We start from the raw sequence: 18539 nt of genomic DNA, 5'->3' as shown, positions 1-18539 counted from the left end.
ATCCACTAAACCTGAAAGGAAGTTGACAAATGGTAAAATTAATCGCTCTTTATAAGCACCCTGAAAATAAGGAGGCATTTGATGACCATTATTTTAATGCGCACGCGCCGCTTACAGCCAAAATTCCGGGTCTCCGCAAAATGGAGGTTACAAAAATTGTTGGCAGTCCTATGGGGGGCGAAGGGAAGTACTATTTGATGTGCGAAATGTACTATGACAGCCATGAAGCTTTACAGGAGGCTATGAGAACAGATGAAGGCAAGGCATCAGGAAAAGACGCCATGAAATTTGCAGGTGATATTATCACACTTATGATTGGTGAGGAAGCAGATGAGTAAAAGCTATGAAGCTATTGAAGTTTCACAGCATGGAAAGCTTGGTTTAATTGCATTAAACCGGCCAAAAGTCTTAAATGCAATCAACCGCCCCATGGTTTCAGAGATTCTGGATGCGATGGAAGGGTTTGAGGCTGACAGCAGCATTAAGGCTATCGTATTAAGCGGAAATGGCAGAGCCTTTGCAGCCGGAGCAGATATTGATGAGATGGCAAACGACCAGGCAATAGATTTTGAGCTTCGCAATCAATTTAAGGATTGGGATCGCCTTGCCATGATCAAGAAACCGATTATCGGGGCGGTTCATGGTTTTGCCCTTGGCGGGGGCTTTGAGCTTGCTTTATGCTGTGATTTGCTTTATGCAGCTGATAACGCGGAATTTGGCTTTCCTGAGGTAAACCTGGGAGTAATGCCAGGTGCAGGCGGAACGCAGAGGCTTACTAAGCTTGTCGGAAAAACGAAAGCAATGGAATGGCTTTTTACCGGCAAAAGAATCAATGCCAAAGAAGCGTTTCAACATGGCATCGTCAACCAGCTTATATCAGAGGAGCTTCTTTTGGAAGAAACGATGAAGGTGGCTGAACAAATTGCCAATCAGGCGCCAATTGCTATACGCCTCATAAAGGAAGCAGTCCTTAAAGCAGTAGATACTTCTTTAAATGAGGGAATGGAATTTGAACGGAAGAATTTTTATTTATTATTTTCGACAGAAGATCAAAAAGAAGGAATGAGTGCCTTTATTGAAAAACGCAAGCCGCAATTTAAAGGGAAGTAAAGGGGGTGTACATAGCAAATGTTTGAAACGGTGAATTATGAGGTCGCAAACGGTGTTGCTTGGATTTCATTAAACCGCCCGGATAAACTGAATGCATTCACAGAACAGCTTAATAAAGAGGTTCAGCAGGCCATAAAACTGGCAAGCCGGGATAACGAAGTCCGATGTCTTGTTATTACAGGTGAAGGACGTGCTTTTTGCTCTGGCCAGGACCTTCAGGGGGTAAATGAGGATATGAATCACGGCGAAGTACTCCGCCGATTCTATAATCCAATGGTATTGGAGCTTCATAAATGCAAGAAGCCGGTTATCGCTGCGGTCAATGGGGTGGCAGCAGGTGCAGGCATGAGTCTCGCATTAGCATGCGATTTCAGGCTCCTATCTGATAAAGCCAGTTTTTTAGAAGCTTTTATCCATGTTGGGCTGGTGCCTGATGCCGGGAACCTCTACTTTCTGCCAAAGCTGGTCGGTCATGCGAAAGCCATGGAGCTTGCCGTGCTTGGTGAAAAGGTTAATGCACAGGAAGCCAAAGAGCTAGGCCTGGCTACTAAGGTAATTCCTATGGAGAAATGGCAGGATGAAATAACTGCTTTTGCAGAAAGGCTTGCCGGCATGCCGACAGCGGCCATTGCAATAATAAAGAAAAACCTGAAAGCGAGCTGGGAATCCACTTTAGAGGAATGTTTGGAGAGAGACGCACAGGGACAGCGGATGGCTGGCCTTACTCTTGACCATAAAGAAGGTGTAGCCGCATTTATGCAAAAGCGAAAGCCTGTGTTTCAAGGGAAATAGACCATTGCTGGATTAAAATTTAGAAACTATTAAAATATTTGCCCGTTTTGTTCTTCTTGCGAGCATCTCGTTTCGGGTGCTCGTCTTTTTTTAAATTGAGAGGAGGATTACACCATGAAAAATATAGTCGTAATCGGTTCAGGCGTAATGGGACGCGGGATTGCGTATGTCAGTGCTGTCGGAGGATTTTATACCACTCTTGTAGATATCAGCCGGGAACAATTAACCCAAGCGGAAAGAGAGATTGATAGTATCTTTGAAAAAGGAATCGCCAGGAATAAAATAACAGCCGCTGATATGGAAGCAGGCAAAAATCGCCTTTCCTATTCTGTCAGTCTGGCTCAGCATGTAAGTGCAGCTGATCTTGTTATTGAGGCAGTCCCAGAAGTGATGGATATTAAGAGAAATATTTTTGAGGTCATTGATCAGCACGCACCTGAGCACTGCTGTTTTGCAACAAACACCTCTACCATGAGTCCAACCGAGATTGGATCCTTTACAAAACGTCCGGACAAAGTGATTGCCATGCATTTCTTTAATCCCGTCCATAAAATGCCGCTTGTTGAAATTATTAAAGGGCTTGAAACAAGCGAAGAAACAGCGCAGTCAATTAAACGTGCTGCCGGGCAGATGGGAAAAGAAACCGTAGTCATTAATGAGTTTCCAGGATTTGTAACAAGCAGAATAAGTGCGCTCGTAGGAAATGAGGCATTTTATATGCTTCAGGAAGGTCTCGGCACACCTGAAGAAATTGATAAGGCAATTAAGCTTGGGCTGAATTATCCGATGGGGCCATTCGAACTTGGCGATCTTGTCGGCCTCGATACGCGCCTGAATAATTTAAAATACCTTCACAGCAAGCTGGGAGAAAAATACCGGCCGGCACCGCTCCTTGAGCAATATGTCAAAGCTGGAAGGCTTGGGCGCAAAACGGGCAGGGGTGTCTATGATTACATTGCCAGAGAGGGAGTTAAGCAATGAGAAAAGCAGTAATTGTGGATGCTGTCAGGACTCCGATCGGAAGATATAAAGGCGGGTTAAAGGATATCCGGCCGGATGATTTGGGAGCTATCGTCATTAGGGCGCTGCTGGATAGAAATCCGATGGTGAATCCTGCAGAAATTGAAGAGGTCATACTGGGAAATGCCAATCAGGCAGGAGAAGATAACCGCAATGTGGCCAGGATGGCAGCTTTGCTTGCCGGTTTGCCTGTCGAAGTGGCTGCTTCAACAGTTAACCGGCTTTGCGGGTCCGGTTTGGACGCTGTTAATTATGCTGCACGGGCCATTTTAGCCGGAGAAGGAAATATTTTTATTGCAGGCGGTACGGAAAGCATGACACGTGCACCATTTGTCATGGCAAAGCCAAGCAGCGAGTTTCCAAGAGGGAATATGGAGATGTATGACACAACCATCGGATGGCGATTTACAAACCGCAGGCTTGAGGAAATGTACGGTGCTGAAAGCATGCCCAAGACAGCAGAAAATGTTGCAGATAAGTATGGCATATCTCGTGAAGAACAGGATCTGTTTGCTATGGAAAGCCAGAAGAGAGCAAAATCAGCCATTGAAAAAAGAAAATTCGACGATGAAATCATTCCTGTTACATATATGGATAAAAAAGGGAATGAGATAACGATTTCGCGTGATGAGCATCCCCGTCCGGAAACTACTTTTGAAAAGCTCTCAAGCTTAAAACCCATTTTTCAGAGCGGAACTGTAACGGCGGGCAATGCTTCGGGTGTTAACGACGGTGCGTCTGTACTGCTGCTGATGTCAGAGGAAAAAGCGAGTGAACTTGGATTACAGCCCCTTGGAACTTATATTGTATCGGCAACAGCAGGGCTTGAGCCTTCGATTATGGGGGCAGGTCCTATTTATTCCACTCAGAAAGCTTTGAAGAGGGCTGGTCTTTCGATGAATGATATAGACTTAACCGAATTAAATGAAGCTTTTGCCTCTCAATCCCTAGCCTGCATAAAAGAACTTGGTGCAGATCCGGAGCGGGTAAATGTAAATGGTGGAGCGATTGCATTTGGCCATCCGCTTGGAGCGAGCGGTGCCCGTATTCTGACAACTTTATTACATGAGATGAAGCGCAGGAATTCAATATACGGCCTGGCAACGATGTGTGTGGGAGTTGGCCAGGGGATTTCTACAATCGTCGAGCGCTTACCATAGAGACTTTTTACTCTATGGTTTTTAGGGTTAATAAAGACTTTAAAGCGATGATGTATAAAGGCAGAGGCAGTCAAATTATTTAGTATGCCGAAAAAGTATTGTTCAAAACTATCTAATTTTAGTACAATTGTATATAACGAATTTTTTCCGTTCAACCTACATGATGAAATGAGGATGAAAGCAAGTTGAATACAAGGTCAATGATTTTCACACTTTATGGCGATTATATTTCACATTATGGAAGCAAAATTTGGATTGGAAGCCTAATAAAGCTTTTAAGCGAATTTGGTCATAATGATCAGTCTGTCAGAGCAGCTATTTCAAGAATGAATAAGCAGGGATGGGTGAGCGCAGAAAAGATCGGCAATAAAAGCTATTACTCCCTAACGCCAAGAGGGCAAAAAAGAATTGAGGAAGCGGCTAAGCGCATTTTTAAATTAAAACCTGAAGAGTGGGATGGCAAGTGGCGCATACTCATGTATACTATTCCGGAGGAAATCCGCAATGTACGGGATGAATTGCGGAAGGAACTTGTTTGGAGCGGTTTTGGCTCCATGTCCAGCAGCTGCTGGATCTCAGCTAATAATCTTGAGAAACAAGTTTTTGATTTGATTGAGAAATATGAAATTGCCGACTATGTTGATTTCTTTATTGCCAGGTATGCAGGTCCGCATAAAAATATCGAAATTGTTGAAAAAAGCTGGAACCTGACAGAGATCAATGAAAGATACCAGGAGTTTATTTCCGAATACAGCCAGAAATATATCATTGATAAAAATAAAATCCAGAAGGGGAATATGACTAATGCAGAATGTTTTGTGGAAAGAACAAAGCTTGTGCATGAATACCGGAAATTCCTCTTTGTGGATCCGGGGCTTCCGGAAGAACTTCTTCCGGATAAATGGCTCGGCAGTCATGCTGCTGCTTTGTTTAGTGAATATTATAAAGAACTGGCAGAACCGGCATCAAGATTTTTTGAAAGTGTTTTTAAGGAAGGAAATGAACTTAAAAACAGGGATGCCGATTATGACGCATTAAATCATCCCTATATGGTTGAGTGAGAAAGAGCCATCTTGCAGGCAGGATGGCTCTTTCATTTATACAATCTTAGGATTAATGAATAAATGCATCTTACCAAAACAATATTATATGTATGATGATATTTAAAAATAAGCCTCTTAAGGTGATTTAATGGTTCTGCCTGCAGCCCTTGTAATTGCATTTTATACACTATGTTTCTTTTTTGTTATAGAAAAAAAGCTTTCCTTTTTGCAAAACTCTCTGGTTCTTATGCTAATTTCAATTGCAGCCCGAAATTACACAACCATACTTGCTCTGCAATTAAAGTGGATTCATATTACAGATGATTCTATTTTATTTATTGTGTTCTTGATTCATCGTGAAATTATTGGACCCTTTCTAGTTCTTATGTTTATAAATATTTATTGGAAAACTCAATCTGGTGTAAAAAGGATAACTGTCTTCGCCATTTTCTTAATCTGTCTTCTTGGTATGGATCTTTTCAGCTTCGCGTCCGGAGTAATTACCTATTTAAACTGGAATTTACTCAAAGCTGGCATAGGAAATACGGCTTTCTTGATTGCCGGCCTCGGATTGTCCAGGGGGATAAGGTATCTAATGCAGGAGCCTACTAATTATGGTAAAGGTTTATGAAAGTGCTTTTGACGCAAATGAATGGTTTGTTTTGGCCAATTTACTGGTATCGCTAATTCTTATATGGAAGCTGCCCAAAAAGTTATCTGGCTTGGAAATGGCGGTTCATATCACCATCGGCATATTTATCGGGATGTTCTTCGATCACACCATTAGTGTCGGGCCATGGGATTTTTATGATGTGAATGATACATCGAAATATCAATTCATTGATTTTTTGAGCTATATTATGTACGGGCCATACAGTTACTTTTTCGTTTATTTATATGTGAAATTAAATCTAAAGGGATATATGAATATCCTGTATGTCACCCTCTGGTCTATTTTGGCTGTTGTGATTGAATGGTTCTCTGTTAAGCTCGGCATATTTCATTATGAAAAGGGCTATCAGATGGCCTGGTCTTTCCCTATATATGCATTTGTTCAGACCCTGCAAATAATGTTTTATAAAATTTCACTAAAAATGGAAAAGGGGCCTGAATAGAGGCCTGTCTGCAAAATGGCGATGTGATTGAAACGGGTATTTTACCTGAGTCATTGACCTCATCCTTCATTGTTAAGTATATGCGTTTCTAATTGTCAAACTATTGAAATTAGTATAACATTATTTTGACGGAGGAGGAATTTGGTTGAATATATTAACGGACATTTTAAATATTAAATATCCAATTATTCAGGGCGGCATGGGGAATATTAGCAATGCCATTTTAACAGCGGCGGTCTCGGAAGCTGGAGGGCTCGGCACCATTGGAGCAGGAACAATGCCTCCTGAGGAAGTTGAGAAGATAATTGAGGAAACAAGAAGTTTAACAAATAAGCCATTTGCTGTTAATGTTGCATTAAGTGTCTCCCCATATGTAAAGGAAATTCTTACCCTTATAATTAAACATAAGATTCCAGCCGTATCCCTTTCGGCTGGAAACCCGGCTCCTTTTATCCCTAAGCTGCATGAAAATGGTGTGAAAGTTATAACTGTAGCTGCTTCGGTAAGACAGGCGCTGAAGGCAGAGACAGCCGGCGCGGATATTATTGCTGCTGAAGGGTATGAGGCAGCAGGAATCAATAGTTCTCTTGAAACCACGACACTCGTATTGATCCCTCAAATTACAGGCGTGGTGTCAGTTCCTGTCGTGGCTGCCGGGGGAATCGGTGATGGCAAAGGGCTTGCTGCCATGCTAGCACTCGGGGCAAGCGGTGTGCAAATGGGCACTAGATTCATAGCAACCCAAGAAGCACCATTCCATCCGCAGTATAAACAGAAAATTATTGAAGCATCCGATCATGAAACCCTTATAGTGGGGCGTTCAGTTGGCAGAATACGAAGAGTCCTTTCCACCGGTTATGCCAATAAATTGCTGGATTACGAAAAAAAGGGCATCAGTCCTGATGAGTTTAATAAACTCACTTCAGAAGACTATCATAAAATTGGAGCGATAAAAGGAGACGGTGATGAAGGGTTCATGAACAGCGGGCAGGTAGCTGGCCTGATTGCTGATCTTCCAAGCGTAAAGGAGCTTTTGGATAATATGATAGAGGAGGCTAACACTCAGCTTCATATGGCTAAAAAGCTATTAAACTAGCAAGCAGGCAGTAATATTCCTGCTTGCTTTTTTATGTAATCATAACTTATTAAAATATATTAAATTTTTAGAATATTATTGACACTCTGATACTTAGGGTGATAATATAACGTTGTATTTACGATATTGAAAGTAAATATCATATAAATAGTGAAAACCAATTTGCGTACTGATTCCACTTCGAGATGTAAGCGCATACATAAGGGATCTAAACTATCAGCAATCTGATAGTTAATAAATTTGAATAGGGGGTCATATAATGAAAAAATCGTTAAAAACTCTTTCTTTATTAATGGCTGCAGGGATGCTTGTTTTGAGCGGCTGTGGAGAGGAAAAATCCAGTGGTAGTGGTTCTTCTTCTGGAGGAGATGAGAAGAAGCAATACACAATTGGCATCACACAATTTGTTGAACATCCATCTTTAGATGCTGCGACAGAAGGATTTAAAAAAGCACTGGAAGATGAAGGCTTTAAAGAAGGCGATAATGTAAAATTCGATTTTCAAAATGCTCAGGCCGATATGAATAATACGCAGTCGATTGCAAATAATTTTGTCGGCGATAAAGTGGATATGATTTTTGCAAATGCTACTCCGAGTGCCGTGAGTGCTCTAAATGCGACGAAGGACATTCCAATTCTCTTCACATCTGTTACAGACCCGGTTGGAGCCGGCCTTGTTGAATCCTTCGATCAGCCCGGAGATAATATCACAGGTACTACTGATAACCACCCGGAAGGAACTTCAAAAACAATTGATTTTATGATTGATGAAGCGGGTGTTAAAAATATTGGCATCATTTATAATTCTGGAGAGCAAAATTCCGAGGTTCAGGTTAAACAGGTAAAAGAACTTGCTGAACCAAAAGGAGCAAAAATTGTTGAAGCATCTGTTTCAACCTCTGCTGAAGTAAAGCAGGCAGCCGACTCTCTTGTTGGAAGAGTAGATGCCATTTATATCCCTACAGATAACACGGTTGTGTCTGCGCTTGAATCGGTTATTTCTGTCGCTGACAGCAAAAAGATTCCTTTATTCGTGGGTGAACTGGATTCCATGAAACGCGGGGCTATTGCAGCCAGCGGATTCAACTATTTTGATCTTGGTTATCAGACAGGCAAAATGGCCGCTGAGATCTTAAAAGGAAATAAAAAACCATCTGAAATTCCGGTTGAGCTTCCCGGAAGCCTCAAACTGGTTATCAATAAAAAAGCAGCTGAAGCACAAGGACTGGAAGTAAAAGAAGAATGGGCAGATTTCGCTGAGTTCCATGAAGAGTAAGTGTAAATCCGCCCTCTGGCAGTGCAATATCCAGCCGGCTGAATTTTAAGCTATAAGCCAAGAGCGCCTTACCCGCTCCCAGCACCTCGAGGGGGAGGCGCTTCTCCAAAAAGCTAATGCTTTTAACCGTATGTTTATTGAGGTGTCGGTCATTCCCTGTGAATCTTGACAGTTATCGGCGTTAAATGCATTTTAATTCTAATTTAATTTATAAAGGGTGTGATTCTTCGTGTTTACAGCCATATTCGGTGCGTTCGAGTCAGGCATTATTTACGCAATTATGGCACTTGGAGTTTATTTATCTTTCAGGGTCCTGGACTTTCCTGATTTAACGGTCGATGGAAGTTTTGTGACTGGAGCGGCGGTAGCCGCAACCATGATTGTCAGCGGTGCTAATCCTTTTCTGGCAACGATCACTGCCTTATTTGCAGGTTTTATTGCCGGCTGCCTTACTGGTATTATTCATACTTTCGGAAAAATCAATGCGCTGTTATCAGGAATCCTTATGATGATTGCTCTGTATTCAATAAACCTTCGTATCATGGGTAAATCAAATGTTCCGCTCTTGAACACAGAAACTGCTATTACACATGTCAGGGATTTTTGGGATAAAACAGGAATTGATTCTTTTTTCAACAGTATTTTGACCATGGCGGGACTTGGCGGCAGCCTCCCAAGAACATGGGGCATTATCCTATTTATGTTAGTTGTAACATTGGCAATAAAATTTTTGACAGATCGGTTTCTTCAGACGGAGATTGGTTTAGCTTTAAGGGCTACAGGTGATAACAAGAGGATGATCCGCAGTCTTTCTGCCAACACCAATATGATGGTGATTTTAGGGCTTGGCCTGTCAAATGCAATGGTTGCTTTCTCCGGTGCATTGATTGCACAGCAAGGAGGATTCGCCGATGTTGGTATGGGGATCGGAATGATTATCATCGGGCTGGCATCAGTCATCATCGGTGAAGCGCTATTTGGCACAAAAACGATTGCCAGGACTACTCTCGCGGTTATTGGCGGAGCAATAATATACCGCATTGTAGTGACCATGGCACTGAGGGTAGAGTTCCTGGAACCAGGTGATATGAAGCTGATTACAGCAACAATTGTAATCCTTGCTTTAATAATGCCGAAGATTATTGACCGCACAAAGGAGAAGAAACGGAAAGCCAAAAGGCTGGCAGGAAGCATGAACATAAGTGAATTGCCATCAGGCGGAAAGGGTGAGACTGGTGCTGCAATTAAATCAGATTCATAAAGTCTTTAATGAAGGGACTCCAGATGAAAAGATTGCACTGGATACGATCAATCTCACATTGAATGAGGGGGACTTTGTAACCGTAATCGGAAGTAATGGGGCAGGAAAGTCCACTTTAATGAATATTATCTCCGGTGTCATGATTCCTGATGTCGGCTCCATTTATATCGATGGCCAAAATGTCACGGGCATGTCTGAATATAATCGGGCAAAGCTCATAGGCCGGGTTTTTCAGGATCCGATGGCTGGTACCGCTCCGTCCATGACAATTGAAGAAAATCTCGCCATGGCATATTCAAGGAATAAAACAAGAACCTTAAAAAAAGGAGTTACGAAAAAGCGCAAAGACTATTTTCGCGAAGTTCTGGAAACCCTCCATCTCGGCCTTGAAAACCGTCTAAATGCAAAGGTTGGTTTATTATCAGGAGGCGAACGGCAGGCACTTTCATTATTAATGGCTACCTTCACAGAGCCATCCATTCTTTTGCTCGATGAACATACTGCTGCTCTTGATCCGGCTCGTGCAGAGCTTATAACGAATCTGACCAAGGAAATTGTTAAGAAGTACAATTTAACCACTTTAATGGTCACTCATAATATGCAGCAGGCGCTGGATTTAGGAAATAGGCTGATTATGATGGATAAAGGCCAGATTATTCTTGAAGTGGAAGATGGACAGAAACAGCATCTGACAATTGAACAGCTGCTAAACGAATTTCAGCGGATTCGCGGAACAAAAATGGCAAGTGATCGTGCTTTGCTTTCTTAGAATAAAAAAAGGATTAGCCAATTTTGCTGGTTAGTCCTTTTTGCATGGAAGGGAATCAAAAGAATTTTTAAAGTTTTTACAATTTATTGACTATTTATTTAACGTAATGGTATCATATCGTTAAATAAACGTCATACATATTTCATGTATAACAGGGAGGGATGGTATGAAACCTGGTCTGCAAATTGGGAACCAGGCAGTTGTCCATGCGGTGGTTTCCCCTGAGATGTTCGCACAGTTTGAAGGGGAGGTCATTCATCCTGCCTATTCAACCGTAACGATGATCTATCATATGGAATGGGCATCCCGCCTGCTGATTATCCCCTACTTGGATGAGGAAGAAGAAGGGATGGGGGGAGCAGTTTCTGCCAGGCATTTATCTCCTTCACCTGAAGGATCATCCATTATTATAACGGCAACCGTATCCAAGCTGGATGGAAATTCAGTTTACTCAACTATTACCGTCCATAATGGAAAAATACTGGCTGGCGAAGGTGAAGTCAAACAGGTAATTCTGAAGAAAAGCAGGATTGCAGAAATGTTAAAGAGAGATTAAAAGATTAGAAGCAGCTGAGCCTAAACAAAAAAAGGCATTTTAATTTAATTTTATTGTAAGCGCTATCATAAATAAAGGGGAGAATGAAATGACAGATATGTTTCAGAAAATTAAAGATCATGAACAAGTCGTTTTCTGCAACGATGAATCTACCGGGTTGAAGGCAATCATTGCAATCCACAGCACCATATTGGGGCCGGCATTGGGAGGCTGCCGTATGTTTCCATACAACAGTGTGGATGATGCCCTTGAAGATGTCCTCCGATTATCAAAAGGCATGACCTATAAATGTGCAGCTGCAGATTGTGACTTCGGAGGCGGGAAGGCTGTCATTATCGGGGATCCATTAAAAGATAAAACACCCGAACTATTCCGCGCCTTTGGCCAATTTGTTGAATCATTGAACGGGCGCTTCTATACAGGAACGGACATGGGGACTTCTACAGAAGATTTTGTTCATGCCCTAAAGGAAACGAATTGCATTGTAGGGGTTGATGAGGTTTATGGAGGAAGCGGCGATTCTTCGGTACCAACCGCACATGGTGTTATTTATGGCCTGCAGGCAACCAATAAAGCACTGACTGGAGCAGACGACCTTTCAGGCAAAAGATATGCCATTCAGGGACTTGGAAAAGTTGGATATAAAGTGGCAGAAAGACTGCTGGAGGAAGGGGCAGATTTATTTGTTACAGATATCAGCCGGCAGGCAATCGACCAGCTTCTCAGCAAAGCGAAAGAAATTGGTGCCGGGGTGAAGGTACTTTCCAGCAATGAAATATATGAGGCACAGGCGGACTTTTTTGTTCCATGTGCAATGGGCGGGATCATTAATGATGACACAATCGGCCTGCTTAAAGTAAAAGCAATCGTAGGGTCTGCCAATAACCAGCTTAAGGATATGCGCCATGGTCAAATCCTTAAAGATAAGGGCATATTATATGCACCCGATTATATTGTGAATGCAGGGGGATTAATCCAGGTCGCAGACGAATTATACACACCGAATAAAGAAAGGGTACTCCGCAAAACAAAAGCTATTTATAACTCTCTTCTGAACATCTACGAACATGCTGACGCAAATGGAATAACAACGGTGGAAGCATCCAACCAATTCTGCGAGAGCCGTATTGAAGCGCGCACACGCAGAAATAGCTTTTTCTCCCATATGAAACGCCCGAAGTGGGCAGTAAGAACCTAATTTTTTTTGCTCGGATAACAACATATATACTGTATAAAAGTGCTGAAAATAATTAACTAGCCAAAGGGTGAGAAGATGGAAAATCACTTTCCGATCAGGCGGATAATGGACGAAAATGGACACATCATCAATTCCGATTATGAAGAAAAAATAACTGAAAAACTTGTAAAAGAGTTTTATAGACATATGGTAAGAATCCGTATTTTTGACCGCAAGGCTATTTCACTCCAGCGCCAGGGCAGGATAGGCACATATGCACCTTACGAAGGACAGGAGGCTTCCCAGGTCGGATCTGCTGCTGCCCTGAGGGAGAACGATTGGATGTTTCCTACCTATCGCGACCACGGAGCAGCTATGACCTTTGGCCACTCACTGAGAAATATCCTGTTGTTTTGGAACGGTAGAAATGAAGGGTGTGTGCCGCCTGAAGGAAAGAAAATTTTTCCACCGGCCATCCCGATTGCGACACAAATCCCTCATGCGGCAGGAGCTGCATTCGCAGAAAGGAAAAAAGGCACAGTAAATGCTGCTATTGCTTATTTTGGAGACGGTGCAACTTCCGAAGGGGATTTTCATGAAGGGTTGAATTTCGCCAGCGTTTTTAAAGCGCCGGTTGTCTTTTTTAATCAAAACAATCAATACGCCATATCTGTTCCGTTTAACAAGCAGATGAATACAAAAACAATCGCCCAAAAAGCCCTGGCTTATGATATGCCGGGAGTCAGAATCGATGGCAATGATGTTTTCATGGTTTATTTTGAAACCTTACATGCATTAGAAAGGGCCCGTAAAGGTGAAGGGCCGACACTAATCGAAGCAGTTACGTGGCGATATGGGGCACATACCACTGCAGATGATCCATCTAAGTACCGTAACCAATCCGAAAGCAGCAATAGAAGACAAGAGGCTGACCCCATTTTAAGACTTGAGCGCTGGTTGAAGAACATGGGTAGGTTTGATGAGAAATGGGTGCAGACCATTGAAGAGAAAGCAGCAGCTGAAATAGATCAGGCTATAGCCGAAATGGAAGATTTTCCCCCTGCCGATCCAGCAGTTATTTTTGACCATGTCTTTGCAGAGCCGACATGGCAAATCAGGCAGCAGAAAGAGGAGTACCTGAAGCAGATGGGAGGTGGCCGATAATGAAAACGGCAGTTGAAGCAAAGACCATGACGTTAGTTCAAGCCATTACCGATGCACTAGATACCATGCTGAATGAAAAGGAAGAGGTTTTGCTGCTGGGCGAAGATATCGGAAAGAACGGTGGTGTTTTTCGTGCAACTGATGGTCTTCAAGCTAAGTATGGCGAAGGCCGTGTTATTGATACTCCTTTAAGTGAAGCGGGTTTTGTCGGAGCGGGAATTGGCTTGGCTGTAAATGGATTTTTACCGGTAATTGAAATTCAATTTCTGGGTTTTATCTATCCTGCATATGAACAAATCATGACTCATGCGTCGAGGATCCGAATGAGAACGATGGGACATTTTACTGTTCCGATGGTTATAAGGGCTCCTTATGGTGCTGGTGTTAGAGCTCCAGAAATTCATTGTGATTCAACGGAAGCCATTTTTACTCATATGCCTGGCATTAAGGTAGTCTGCCCATCCAGTCCTTATGACGCGAAAGGGCTGCTGATTGCTGCCATTGAAGACCCGGATCCAGTTCTGTATCTTGAGCCGATGCGCTGTTATCGTTCGGCCAAGGAGGAAGTTCCTGAAGGGAAGTATAGCATTGAAATTGGAAAAGGCAATAAGCTCATGGAGGGTGATGATGTGACGGTCATTACGTGGGGAGCCATGGTGCCTGAGACTATAAAAGCGGCAAAGCTGATGAAAGAAAAGAACACTCATTGTGATGTGATTGATTTAAGGACCCTTTTCCCTCTGGATAAAGATATGATCGCAGAATCTGTCCAAAAGACAGGGAGAACAGTCATTGTCCATGAAGCTCATGCTACCGGTGGAGTAGGAAATGATGTACTTGCCATCATTAATGATACATCGTTTTTATATCAGAAAGCACCTGTTGAACGGGTTACTGGATTTGATGCACCAGTGCCATATTTCGGTTTTGAGGACCATTACCTGCCAACTCCGGCAAGGATCCAGCAAGCAATAGAAAAAGTTATGAAGTTTTAGGAGGAGAAGCCGTGGAAGTGAAACTTCACGATATTGGAGAAGGCATGACAGAAGCAGATATCAATTGCTTTTTAGTTAAACCAGGGGATGCAGTCAAAGCCGATGATCCGCTAGTTGAAGTACAGACTGATAAAATGACAGCTGAAATACCTGCTCCCAGAGCGGGAATTATTAAGGAATTTAAAGTGGAGCCTGGCGATACGATTACAGTGGGGACGACCATTTTAATTTTAGAGGCGGCGGGACATGATGGCATCGAGAAAGTGAAGGTCACTTCTCATCCTGCAAACTCTCCTAAGCTGCATGAGCCATTGGAATCTTTTGCCGCATTCAAAGGAAAACGGGTGCTTGCTTCTCCATTTACGAGAAAAATAGCAAGGGAAAATTCGATAGACATTGAGAATATTACAGGGACAGGTCCTGCTGGCCGTATTTTGGATGAAGACATCTATCAATACTTAGCATCCTCACAGAGTAAGCCTGACCCAGTTAAGCAGAAGCAAGCGGTTGTGACGGAAACTTTAATAAACCCTCCTGCTGACAAGGAAATCATTCCATTTAGGGGCAGAAGGAAACAGATCGCCAGGAAAATGGCACAGTCCCTCTCTATCATTCCACATTGTACCCATTTTGAAGAAATCGATGTAACCGGACTGATCACTTTCAGAAAAGATCTTAAAATTCTGAACCAAAATATATCTGCAACAGCCTTTTTCCTGAAGGCATTGTCAATTTGCCTGAAAGAATTTCCTGTGTTCAATGCAGTCCTGCATGAAGAAAAGGAAGAAATACATTTGGCAAGTGAACACCATATCGGTATTGCGGTTGATACGGATGAGGGGCTCATCGTTCCGGTCATTAAGCATGTTGAGAATAAGACAATCAGAGAAATTCATGCTGAAATGAAACAGCTCACGGAAAAAGCGGTGGGAAATAAGCTTTCTGTAAAAGAAATATCTGGCGGGACATTTACGGTCAGCAATGTGGGACCGCTCGGCGGAAGCTTTGGAGCGACACCGATTATTCAGCATCCGCAAACCGCACTGGTATCTTTTCATAAAACAAAAAAGATGCCAGTTGTCACAGACGATGATCAGATTGTGATCCGGTCAATGATGAATATATCTATGTCTTTTGATCATAGAGTTGCAGACGGGGCGACAGCTGTAGGTTTTACAAACCGGTTTGCCGAATTGATTCAAAATCCGAAAATGCTTGTTCTGGAGATGGTATAAATGGTAGTTGGAGAACTGGCACATGAGTGCGATGTTATCATTATCGGCGGCGGCCCCGGAGGGTATCATGCTGCGATCCGTGCTGCACAGCTCGGACGCAGTGTTACCTTGGTTGAACAGGACCAGCTTGGCGGGATTTGTTTAAATAAAGGCTGCATTCCTTCAAAGATCCTTACACAATCTGCAGAAAAATTCACTTCATTTCAAGAGGGGGAAAATTGGGGGCTGGAAGGAGGAGGTATATCATTTAATTTAAATAAGCTTCAGCAATACAAACAGCAGAAAATTGAACAGCTCCGTGCAGGAGTTGAAGCGCTCTGCCAAGCCAATAAAATTGAGATACTTAATGGTTCAGCTTTTTTTCTGTCTGAGGATAAGGTTGGCGTTGAAAAAGGAGACAAATTTGATGTTTTCAGATTCAGGAATGCAATCATTGCGACCGGCGGAACACCTGAAAAACCACCTTGGGCCAGAGAGTTAAGTGAACTGGTATTTGATCAGCATTCCATTTCAGATTTGAGTGAAATACCCGAAAAACTATTAATCTATGGCAGTGACTATATTGCGCTTGAAATTGGCATGGCTTTTCAGGCACTGGGATCTAAAGTAACTATGATACTTGATGATGGGAAAGAGGATTTTGATTTCGATCAATCCATTTGCCGGGAACTGAAGAGAATTTTAAAAAAGAAAAAAATAGACATTGTAAAAAATTCGGAAGTATTGGAATTACAGCATAAGGAAGACATGTTTACAGTAACTTTTGAATTGAAGGGAAAAATAGAAACAATTTCAGGCACACATTTATTTGTTTCTACTACAATCAGACCAAACACCAATCAGCTGGGACTATCCCGAATAGGGGTTGAACAATGTGCTGCGGGGTTTATAAAGGTGGATGCTCAAAGCCGGACAACACAGAAACATATCTTTGCTGTCGGCGATGTCACAGAAGGCCCTGCACTTGCTGTTAAAGCAATTAAACAAGGAAAAACAGCAGCAGAAGCAATTGCAGGGATTCAATCTCAATCCGATTTCCATTTCATTCCGATTGTAGCTCATACACAGCCTCCTATTGCGAGTGCCGGGTTAACGGAAAAGGAAGCAATTAACATGGGCAACGATATTGAAATTGGCCAATTTTCTATGTCTGCCAACGGATTTAGCACTTTGGCCGGAAAAAAAGAAGGATTTATAAAAGTGATCAGCTGCAAGGAAAAACAAGTTCTTCTGGGAATCCACATGGTAGGCACTGGGGCTATAGAGCTAATTTCAGCCGGCATTACGGCATTGGAAATGGCAGCTAGGGATGAAGATCTAATTTTCCCGAACTATCCCCATCCCAGTATAAACGAAGGCCTGCTTGAAGCTGTAGAAGCTTTAAGGAATCAGGCTATTCACATCCCGCCCAAAAGCAAAAATGAGCAAAAATTAAAAGTGTGACTTACTTTAATGCAGAAGTGCATTATAGCTTTAACTTGAACTCTTGAGAACGTTTGCAGATTTCATTTATGATAAATTCAAAATATTGATAATATTTGAAATGGAGGCGTTAGTATGCAAGATGAAAAAATGTTAAGGGAACAAAAAAAAGCCGATTTCTTTCCTGTGAAGGAGGTAGATTATTTAGAAATCTACTCAGGGAATGCGAAACAGTCGTGCCATTATTTCTGCACGGCTTTCGGCTTTAAGCCAGTTGCTTATTCTGGTCTGGAAACAGGCAATAGGGAAACGGTGTCTTATGTTCTTCAGCAAAGAAAGATCCGTCTCGTGATCACCGGAACTTTAAATGACAGTTCCAGAGTATCGAATTTTATTAAAAAGCATGGGGATGGCGTAAAGGATATTGCTTTAGCCGTCGATGATGTTGAAACGGCCTACAATGCTGCAGTCGAAAGAGGCGCAATTGAAATACAGCCGCCTTTTGAGATAAAGGATGAGCATGGCACAGTAAAAAAAGCAGTTATTGGTACATATGGGGATACAATTCACACATTAGTCGAACGAAATAACTATAAAGGGGTATTCATGCCTGGCTTTGAGCCTTATCAAACTGAAGTTCCATTTGAAGATGCCGGTTTTATCGGAATCGACCATGTTGTTGGAAATGTAGAGAGAATGGAGGAATGGGTGAATTATTATGCAAATGTAATGGGCTTCAAGGAAATGAAGCACTTTACAGATAAAGACATTACAACAGAATATTCCGCACTGATGTCCAAGGTTATGCATAATGGCGGCAGGATAAAGTTCCCTATTAATGAGCCTGCAGAAGGGAAACGCAAATCCCAGATTGAGGAATATCTGGAATACTACAACGGGCCAGGTGTGCAGCATCTCGCCATCCTGACTGAGGATATCGTCAGCACTGTCAGCATTCTCCGCAAGAATGGGGTGGAGTTTTTAAACACACCTGATTCTTACTATGAAATGCTTTCTGAGCGTGTAGGAAAGATTGATGAAGAGATTGATAAATTGAAAGAATTAAACATTCTCGTTGACCGTGACGACGAAGGGTATTTGCTTCAAATTTTCACTAAGCCGATTGTAGACCGTCCGACCCTATTCATTGAAGTTATTCAGCGTAAAGGTGCACGTGGGTTTGGCGAAGGCAACTTTAAAGCACTCTTCGAATCAATAGAACGTGAGCAGGAAAGAAGAGGGAATTTATAAATAGAAAAGCTGAAGCGCCTTGGCCGCCCCCGACACCTCGAGGGGCAGGAACTGCAGCTAGACGTAATTGAATTTCAGAATTAATACTCTTTGTTTT

General features: G+C 42.4%; 19 protein-coding genes. All 19 read left to right on the top strand.

Features of this window, described 5'->3' with window-relative positions; genetic code table 11:
• The first annotated feature begins 29 nt into the window (after positions 1 to 29).
• Entirely contained in the window at positions 30 to 338 is a 309-nt protein-coding gene (locus DFO72_RS07010; protein WP_113880760.1) for an EthD family reductase, read from the top strand.
• Positions 331 to 1110 carry an enoyl-CoA hydratase-related protein gene (locus DFO72_RS07005; RefSeq protein WP_113880761.1) on the top strand — a complete coding sequence of 260 codons (780 nt, stop codon included), beginning with the start codon at positions 331 to 333 and terminating at the stop codon, positions 1108 to 1110. Before DFO72_RS07010 ends, DFO72_RS07005 begins: the two co-directional genes overlap by 8 nt.
• Before the next feature lie 18 nt (positions 1111 to 1128).
• Complete coding sequence (locus DFO72_RS07000) at positions 1129 to 1902, top strand: enoyl-CoA hydratase-related protein (RefSeq protein WP_113880762.1); 774 nt, start codon at positions 1129 to 1131, stop codon at positions 1900 to 1902.
• A gap of 114 nt (positions 1903 to 2016) precedes the next feature.
• Positions 2017 to 2883, top strand: coding sequence for a 3-hydroxyacyl-CoA dehydrogenase (locus DFO72_RS06995; protein ID WP_113880763.1), 867 nt, complete (start codon positions 2017 to 2019; stop codon positions 2881 to 2883).
• Complete coding sequence (locus tag DFO72_RS06990) at positions 2880 to 4082, top strand: thiolase family protein (RefSeq protein ID WP_113880764.1); 1203 nt, start codon at positions 2880 to 2882, stop codon at positions 4080 to 4082. The genes DFO72_RS06995 and DFO72_RS06990 overlap by 4 nt, the downstream gene beginning before the upstream one ends.
• Positions 4083 to 4267: 185 nt before the next feature.
• Positions 4268 to 5143 (top strand): phenylacetic acid degradation operon negative regulatory protein PaaX, encoded by an 876-nt coding sequence (paaX, locus tag DFO72_RS06985; protein ID WP_113880765.1) that lies wholly within the window; start codon positions 4268 to 4270, stop codon positions 5141 to 5143.
• 130 nt (positions 5144 to 5273) lie between these two features.
• Positions 5274 to 5756 carry a hypothetical protein gene (locus DFO72_RS06980; RefSeq protein ID WP_113880766.1) on the top strand — a complete coding sequence of 161 codons (483 nt, stop codon included), beginning with the start codon at positions 5274 to 5276 and terminating at the stop codon, positions 5754 to 5756.
• Positions 5740 to 6240 (top strand): hypothetical protein, encoded by a 501-nt coding sequence (locus DFO72_RS06975; RefSeq protein WP_113880767.1) that lies wholly within the window; start codon positions 5740 to 5742, stop codon positions 6238 to 6240. The genes DFO72_RS06980 and DFO72_RS06975 overlap by 17 nt, the downstream gene beginning before the upstream one ends.
• A gap of 145 nt (positions 6241 to 6385) precedes the next feature.
• Positions 6386 to 7336 (top strand): NAD(P)H-dependent flavin oxidoreductase, encoded by a 951-nt coding sequence (locus DFO72_RS06970; RefSeq protein ID WP_113880768.1) that lies wholly within the window; start codon positions 6386 to 6388, stop codon positions 7334 to 7336.
• Between the two features lie 259 nt (positions 7337 to 7595).
• Positions 7596 to 8612 (top strand): ABC transporter substrate-binding protein, encoded by a 1017-nt coding sequence (locus tag DFO72_RS06965; protein ID WP_113880769.1) that lies wholly within the window; start codon positions 7596 to 7598, stop codon positions 8610 to 8612.
• Positions 8613 to 8841: 229 nt separating this feature from the next.
• Positions 8842 to 9873, top strand: a complete 1032-nt coding sequence (locus DFO72_RS06960) for an ABC transporter permease (RefSeq protein ID WP_113880770.1) — start codon at positions 8842 to 8844, stop codon at positions 9871 to 9873.
• Positions 9848 to 10642 (top strand): ABC transporter ATP-binding protein, encoded by a 795-nt coding sequence (locus DFO72_RS06955; protein WP_113880771.1) that lies wholly within the window; start codon positions 9848 to 9850, stop codon positions 10640 to 10642. Before DFO72_RS06960 ends, DFO72_RS06955 begins: the two co-directional genes overlap by 26 nt.
• Positions 10643 to 10808: 166 nt before the next feature.
• The gene (locus DFO72_RS06950) at positions 10809 to 11198 is read left to right on the top strand and encodes a thioesterase family protein (protein WP_113880772.1); all 390 of its coding nucleotides are present in this window, start codon (positions 10809 to 10811) and stop codon (positions 11196 to 11198) included.
• Between the two features lie 88 nt (positions 11199 to 11286).
• The gene (locus DFO72_RS06945) at positions 11287 to 12396 is read left to right on the top strand and encodes a Leu/Phe/Val dehydrogenase (RefSeq protein WP_113880773.1); all 1110 of its coding nucleotides are present in this window, start codon (positions 11287 to 11289) and stop codon (positions 12394 to 12396) included.
• A gap of 75 nt (positions 12397 to 12471) precedes the next feature.
• Positions 12472 to 13539: a pyruvate dehydrogenase (acetyl-transferring) E1 component subunit alpha gene (pdhA, locus tag DFO72_RS06940; protein WP_113880774.1), complete on the top strand. Its 1068-nt coding sequence runs from the start codon at positions 12472 to 12474 to the stop codon at positions 13537 to 13539.
• Positions 13539 to 14534 (top strand): alpha-ketoacid dehydrogenase subunit beta, encoded by a 996-nt coding sequence (locus DFO72_RS06935; RefSeq protein WP_113880775.1) that lies wholly within the window; start codon positions 13539 to 13541, stop codon positions 14532 to 14534. Before pdhA ends, DFO72_RS06935 begins: the two co-directional genes overlap by 1 nt.
• Before the next feature lie 11 nt (positions 14535 to 14545).
• Complete coding sequence (locus DFO72_RS06930; protein WP_113880776.1) at positions 14546 to 15769, top strand: dihydrolipoamide acetyltransferase family protein; 1224 nt, start codon at positions 14546 to 14548, stop codon at positions 15767 to 15769.
• Positions 15770 to 17212: a dihydrolipoyl dehydrogenase gene (lpdA, locus tag DFO72_RS06925; RefSeq protein WP_113880777.1), complete on the top strand. Its 1443-nt coding sequence runs from the start codon at positions 15770 to 15772 to the stop codon at positions 17210 to 17212.
• Positions 17213 to 17326: 114 nt separating this feature from the next.
• Entirely contained in the window at positions 17327 to 18442 is a 1116-nt protein-coding gene (gene hppD / locus DFO72_RS06920) for a 4-hydroxyphenylpyruvate dioxygenase (RefSeq protein WP_113880778.1), read from the top strand.
• The last annotated feature ends 97 nt before the right edge of the window (positions 18443 to 18539 follow it).

It is taken from the genome of Cytobacillus oceanisediminis, from assembly GCF_004366035.1.
In the GTDB taxonomy this organism is placed as follows: Bacteria; Bacillota; Bacilli; order Bacillales; family Cytobacillaceae; genus Cytobacillus; species Cytobacillus oceanisediminis_C.
This window is presented reverse-complemented; position numbering and strand designations above follow the sequence as displayed.

Bases quoted from the DNA above. Each gene is read 5' to 3' on its own strand.
- DFO72_RS07010 (WP_113880760.1), top strand. From the start codon at position 30: ATGGTAAAATTAATCGCTCTTTATAAGCACCCTGAAAATAAGGAGGCA.
- DFO72_RS07005 (WP_113880761.1), top strand. From the start codon at position 331: ATGAGTAAAAGCTATGAAGCTATTGAAGTTTCACAGCATGGAAAGCTT.
- DFO72_RS07000 (WP_113880762.1), top strand. From the start codon at position 1,129: ATGTTTGAAACGGTGAATTATGAGGTCGCAAACGGTGTTGCTTGGATT.
- DFO72_RS06995 (WP_113880763.1), top strand. From the start codon at position 2,017: ATGAAAAATATAGTCGTAATCGGTTCAGGCGTAATGGGACGCGGGATT.
- DFO72_RS06990 (WP_113880764.1), top strand. From the start codon at position 2,880: ATGAGAAAAGCAGTAATTGTGGATGCTGTCAGGACTCCGATCGGAAGA.
- DFO72_RS06980 (WP_113880766.1), top strand. From the start codon at position 5,274: ATGGTTCTGCCTGCAGCCCTTGTAATTGCATTTTATACACTATGTTTC.
- DFO72_RS06975 (WP_113880767.1), top strand. From the start codon at position 5,740: ATGGTAAAGGTTTATGAAAGTGCTTTTGACGCAAATGAATGGTTTGTT.
- DFO72_RS06965 (WP_113880769.1), top strand. From the start codon at position 7,596: ATGAAAAAATCGTTAAAAACTCTTTCTTTATTAATGGCTGCAGGGATG.
- DFO72_RS06950 (WP_113880772.1), top strand. From the start codon at position 10,809: ATGAAACCTGGTCTGCAAATTGGGAACCAGGCAGTTGTCCATGCGGTG.
- DFO72_RS06945 (WP_113880773.1), top strand. From the start codon at position 11,287: ATGACAGATATGTTTCAGAAAATTAAAGATCATGAACAAGTCGTTTTC.
- pdhA (WP_113880774.1), top strand. From the start codon at position 12,472: ATGGAAAATCACTTTCCGATCAGGCGGATAATGGACGAAAATGGACAC.
- DFO72_RS06935 (WP_113880775.1), top strand. From the start codon at position 13,539: ATGAAAACGGCAGTTGAAGCAAAGACCATGACGTTAGTTCAAGCCATT.
- lpdA (WP_113880777.1), top strand. From the start codon at position 15,770: ATGGTAGTTGGAGAACTGGCACATGAGTGCGATGTTATCATTATCGGC.
- hppD (WP_113880778.1), top strand. From the start codon at position 17,327: ATGCAAGATGAAAAAATGTTAAGGGAACAAAAAAAAGCCGATTTCTTT.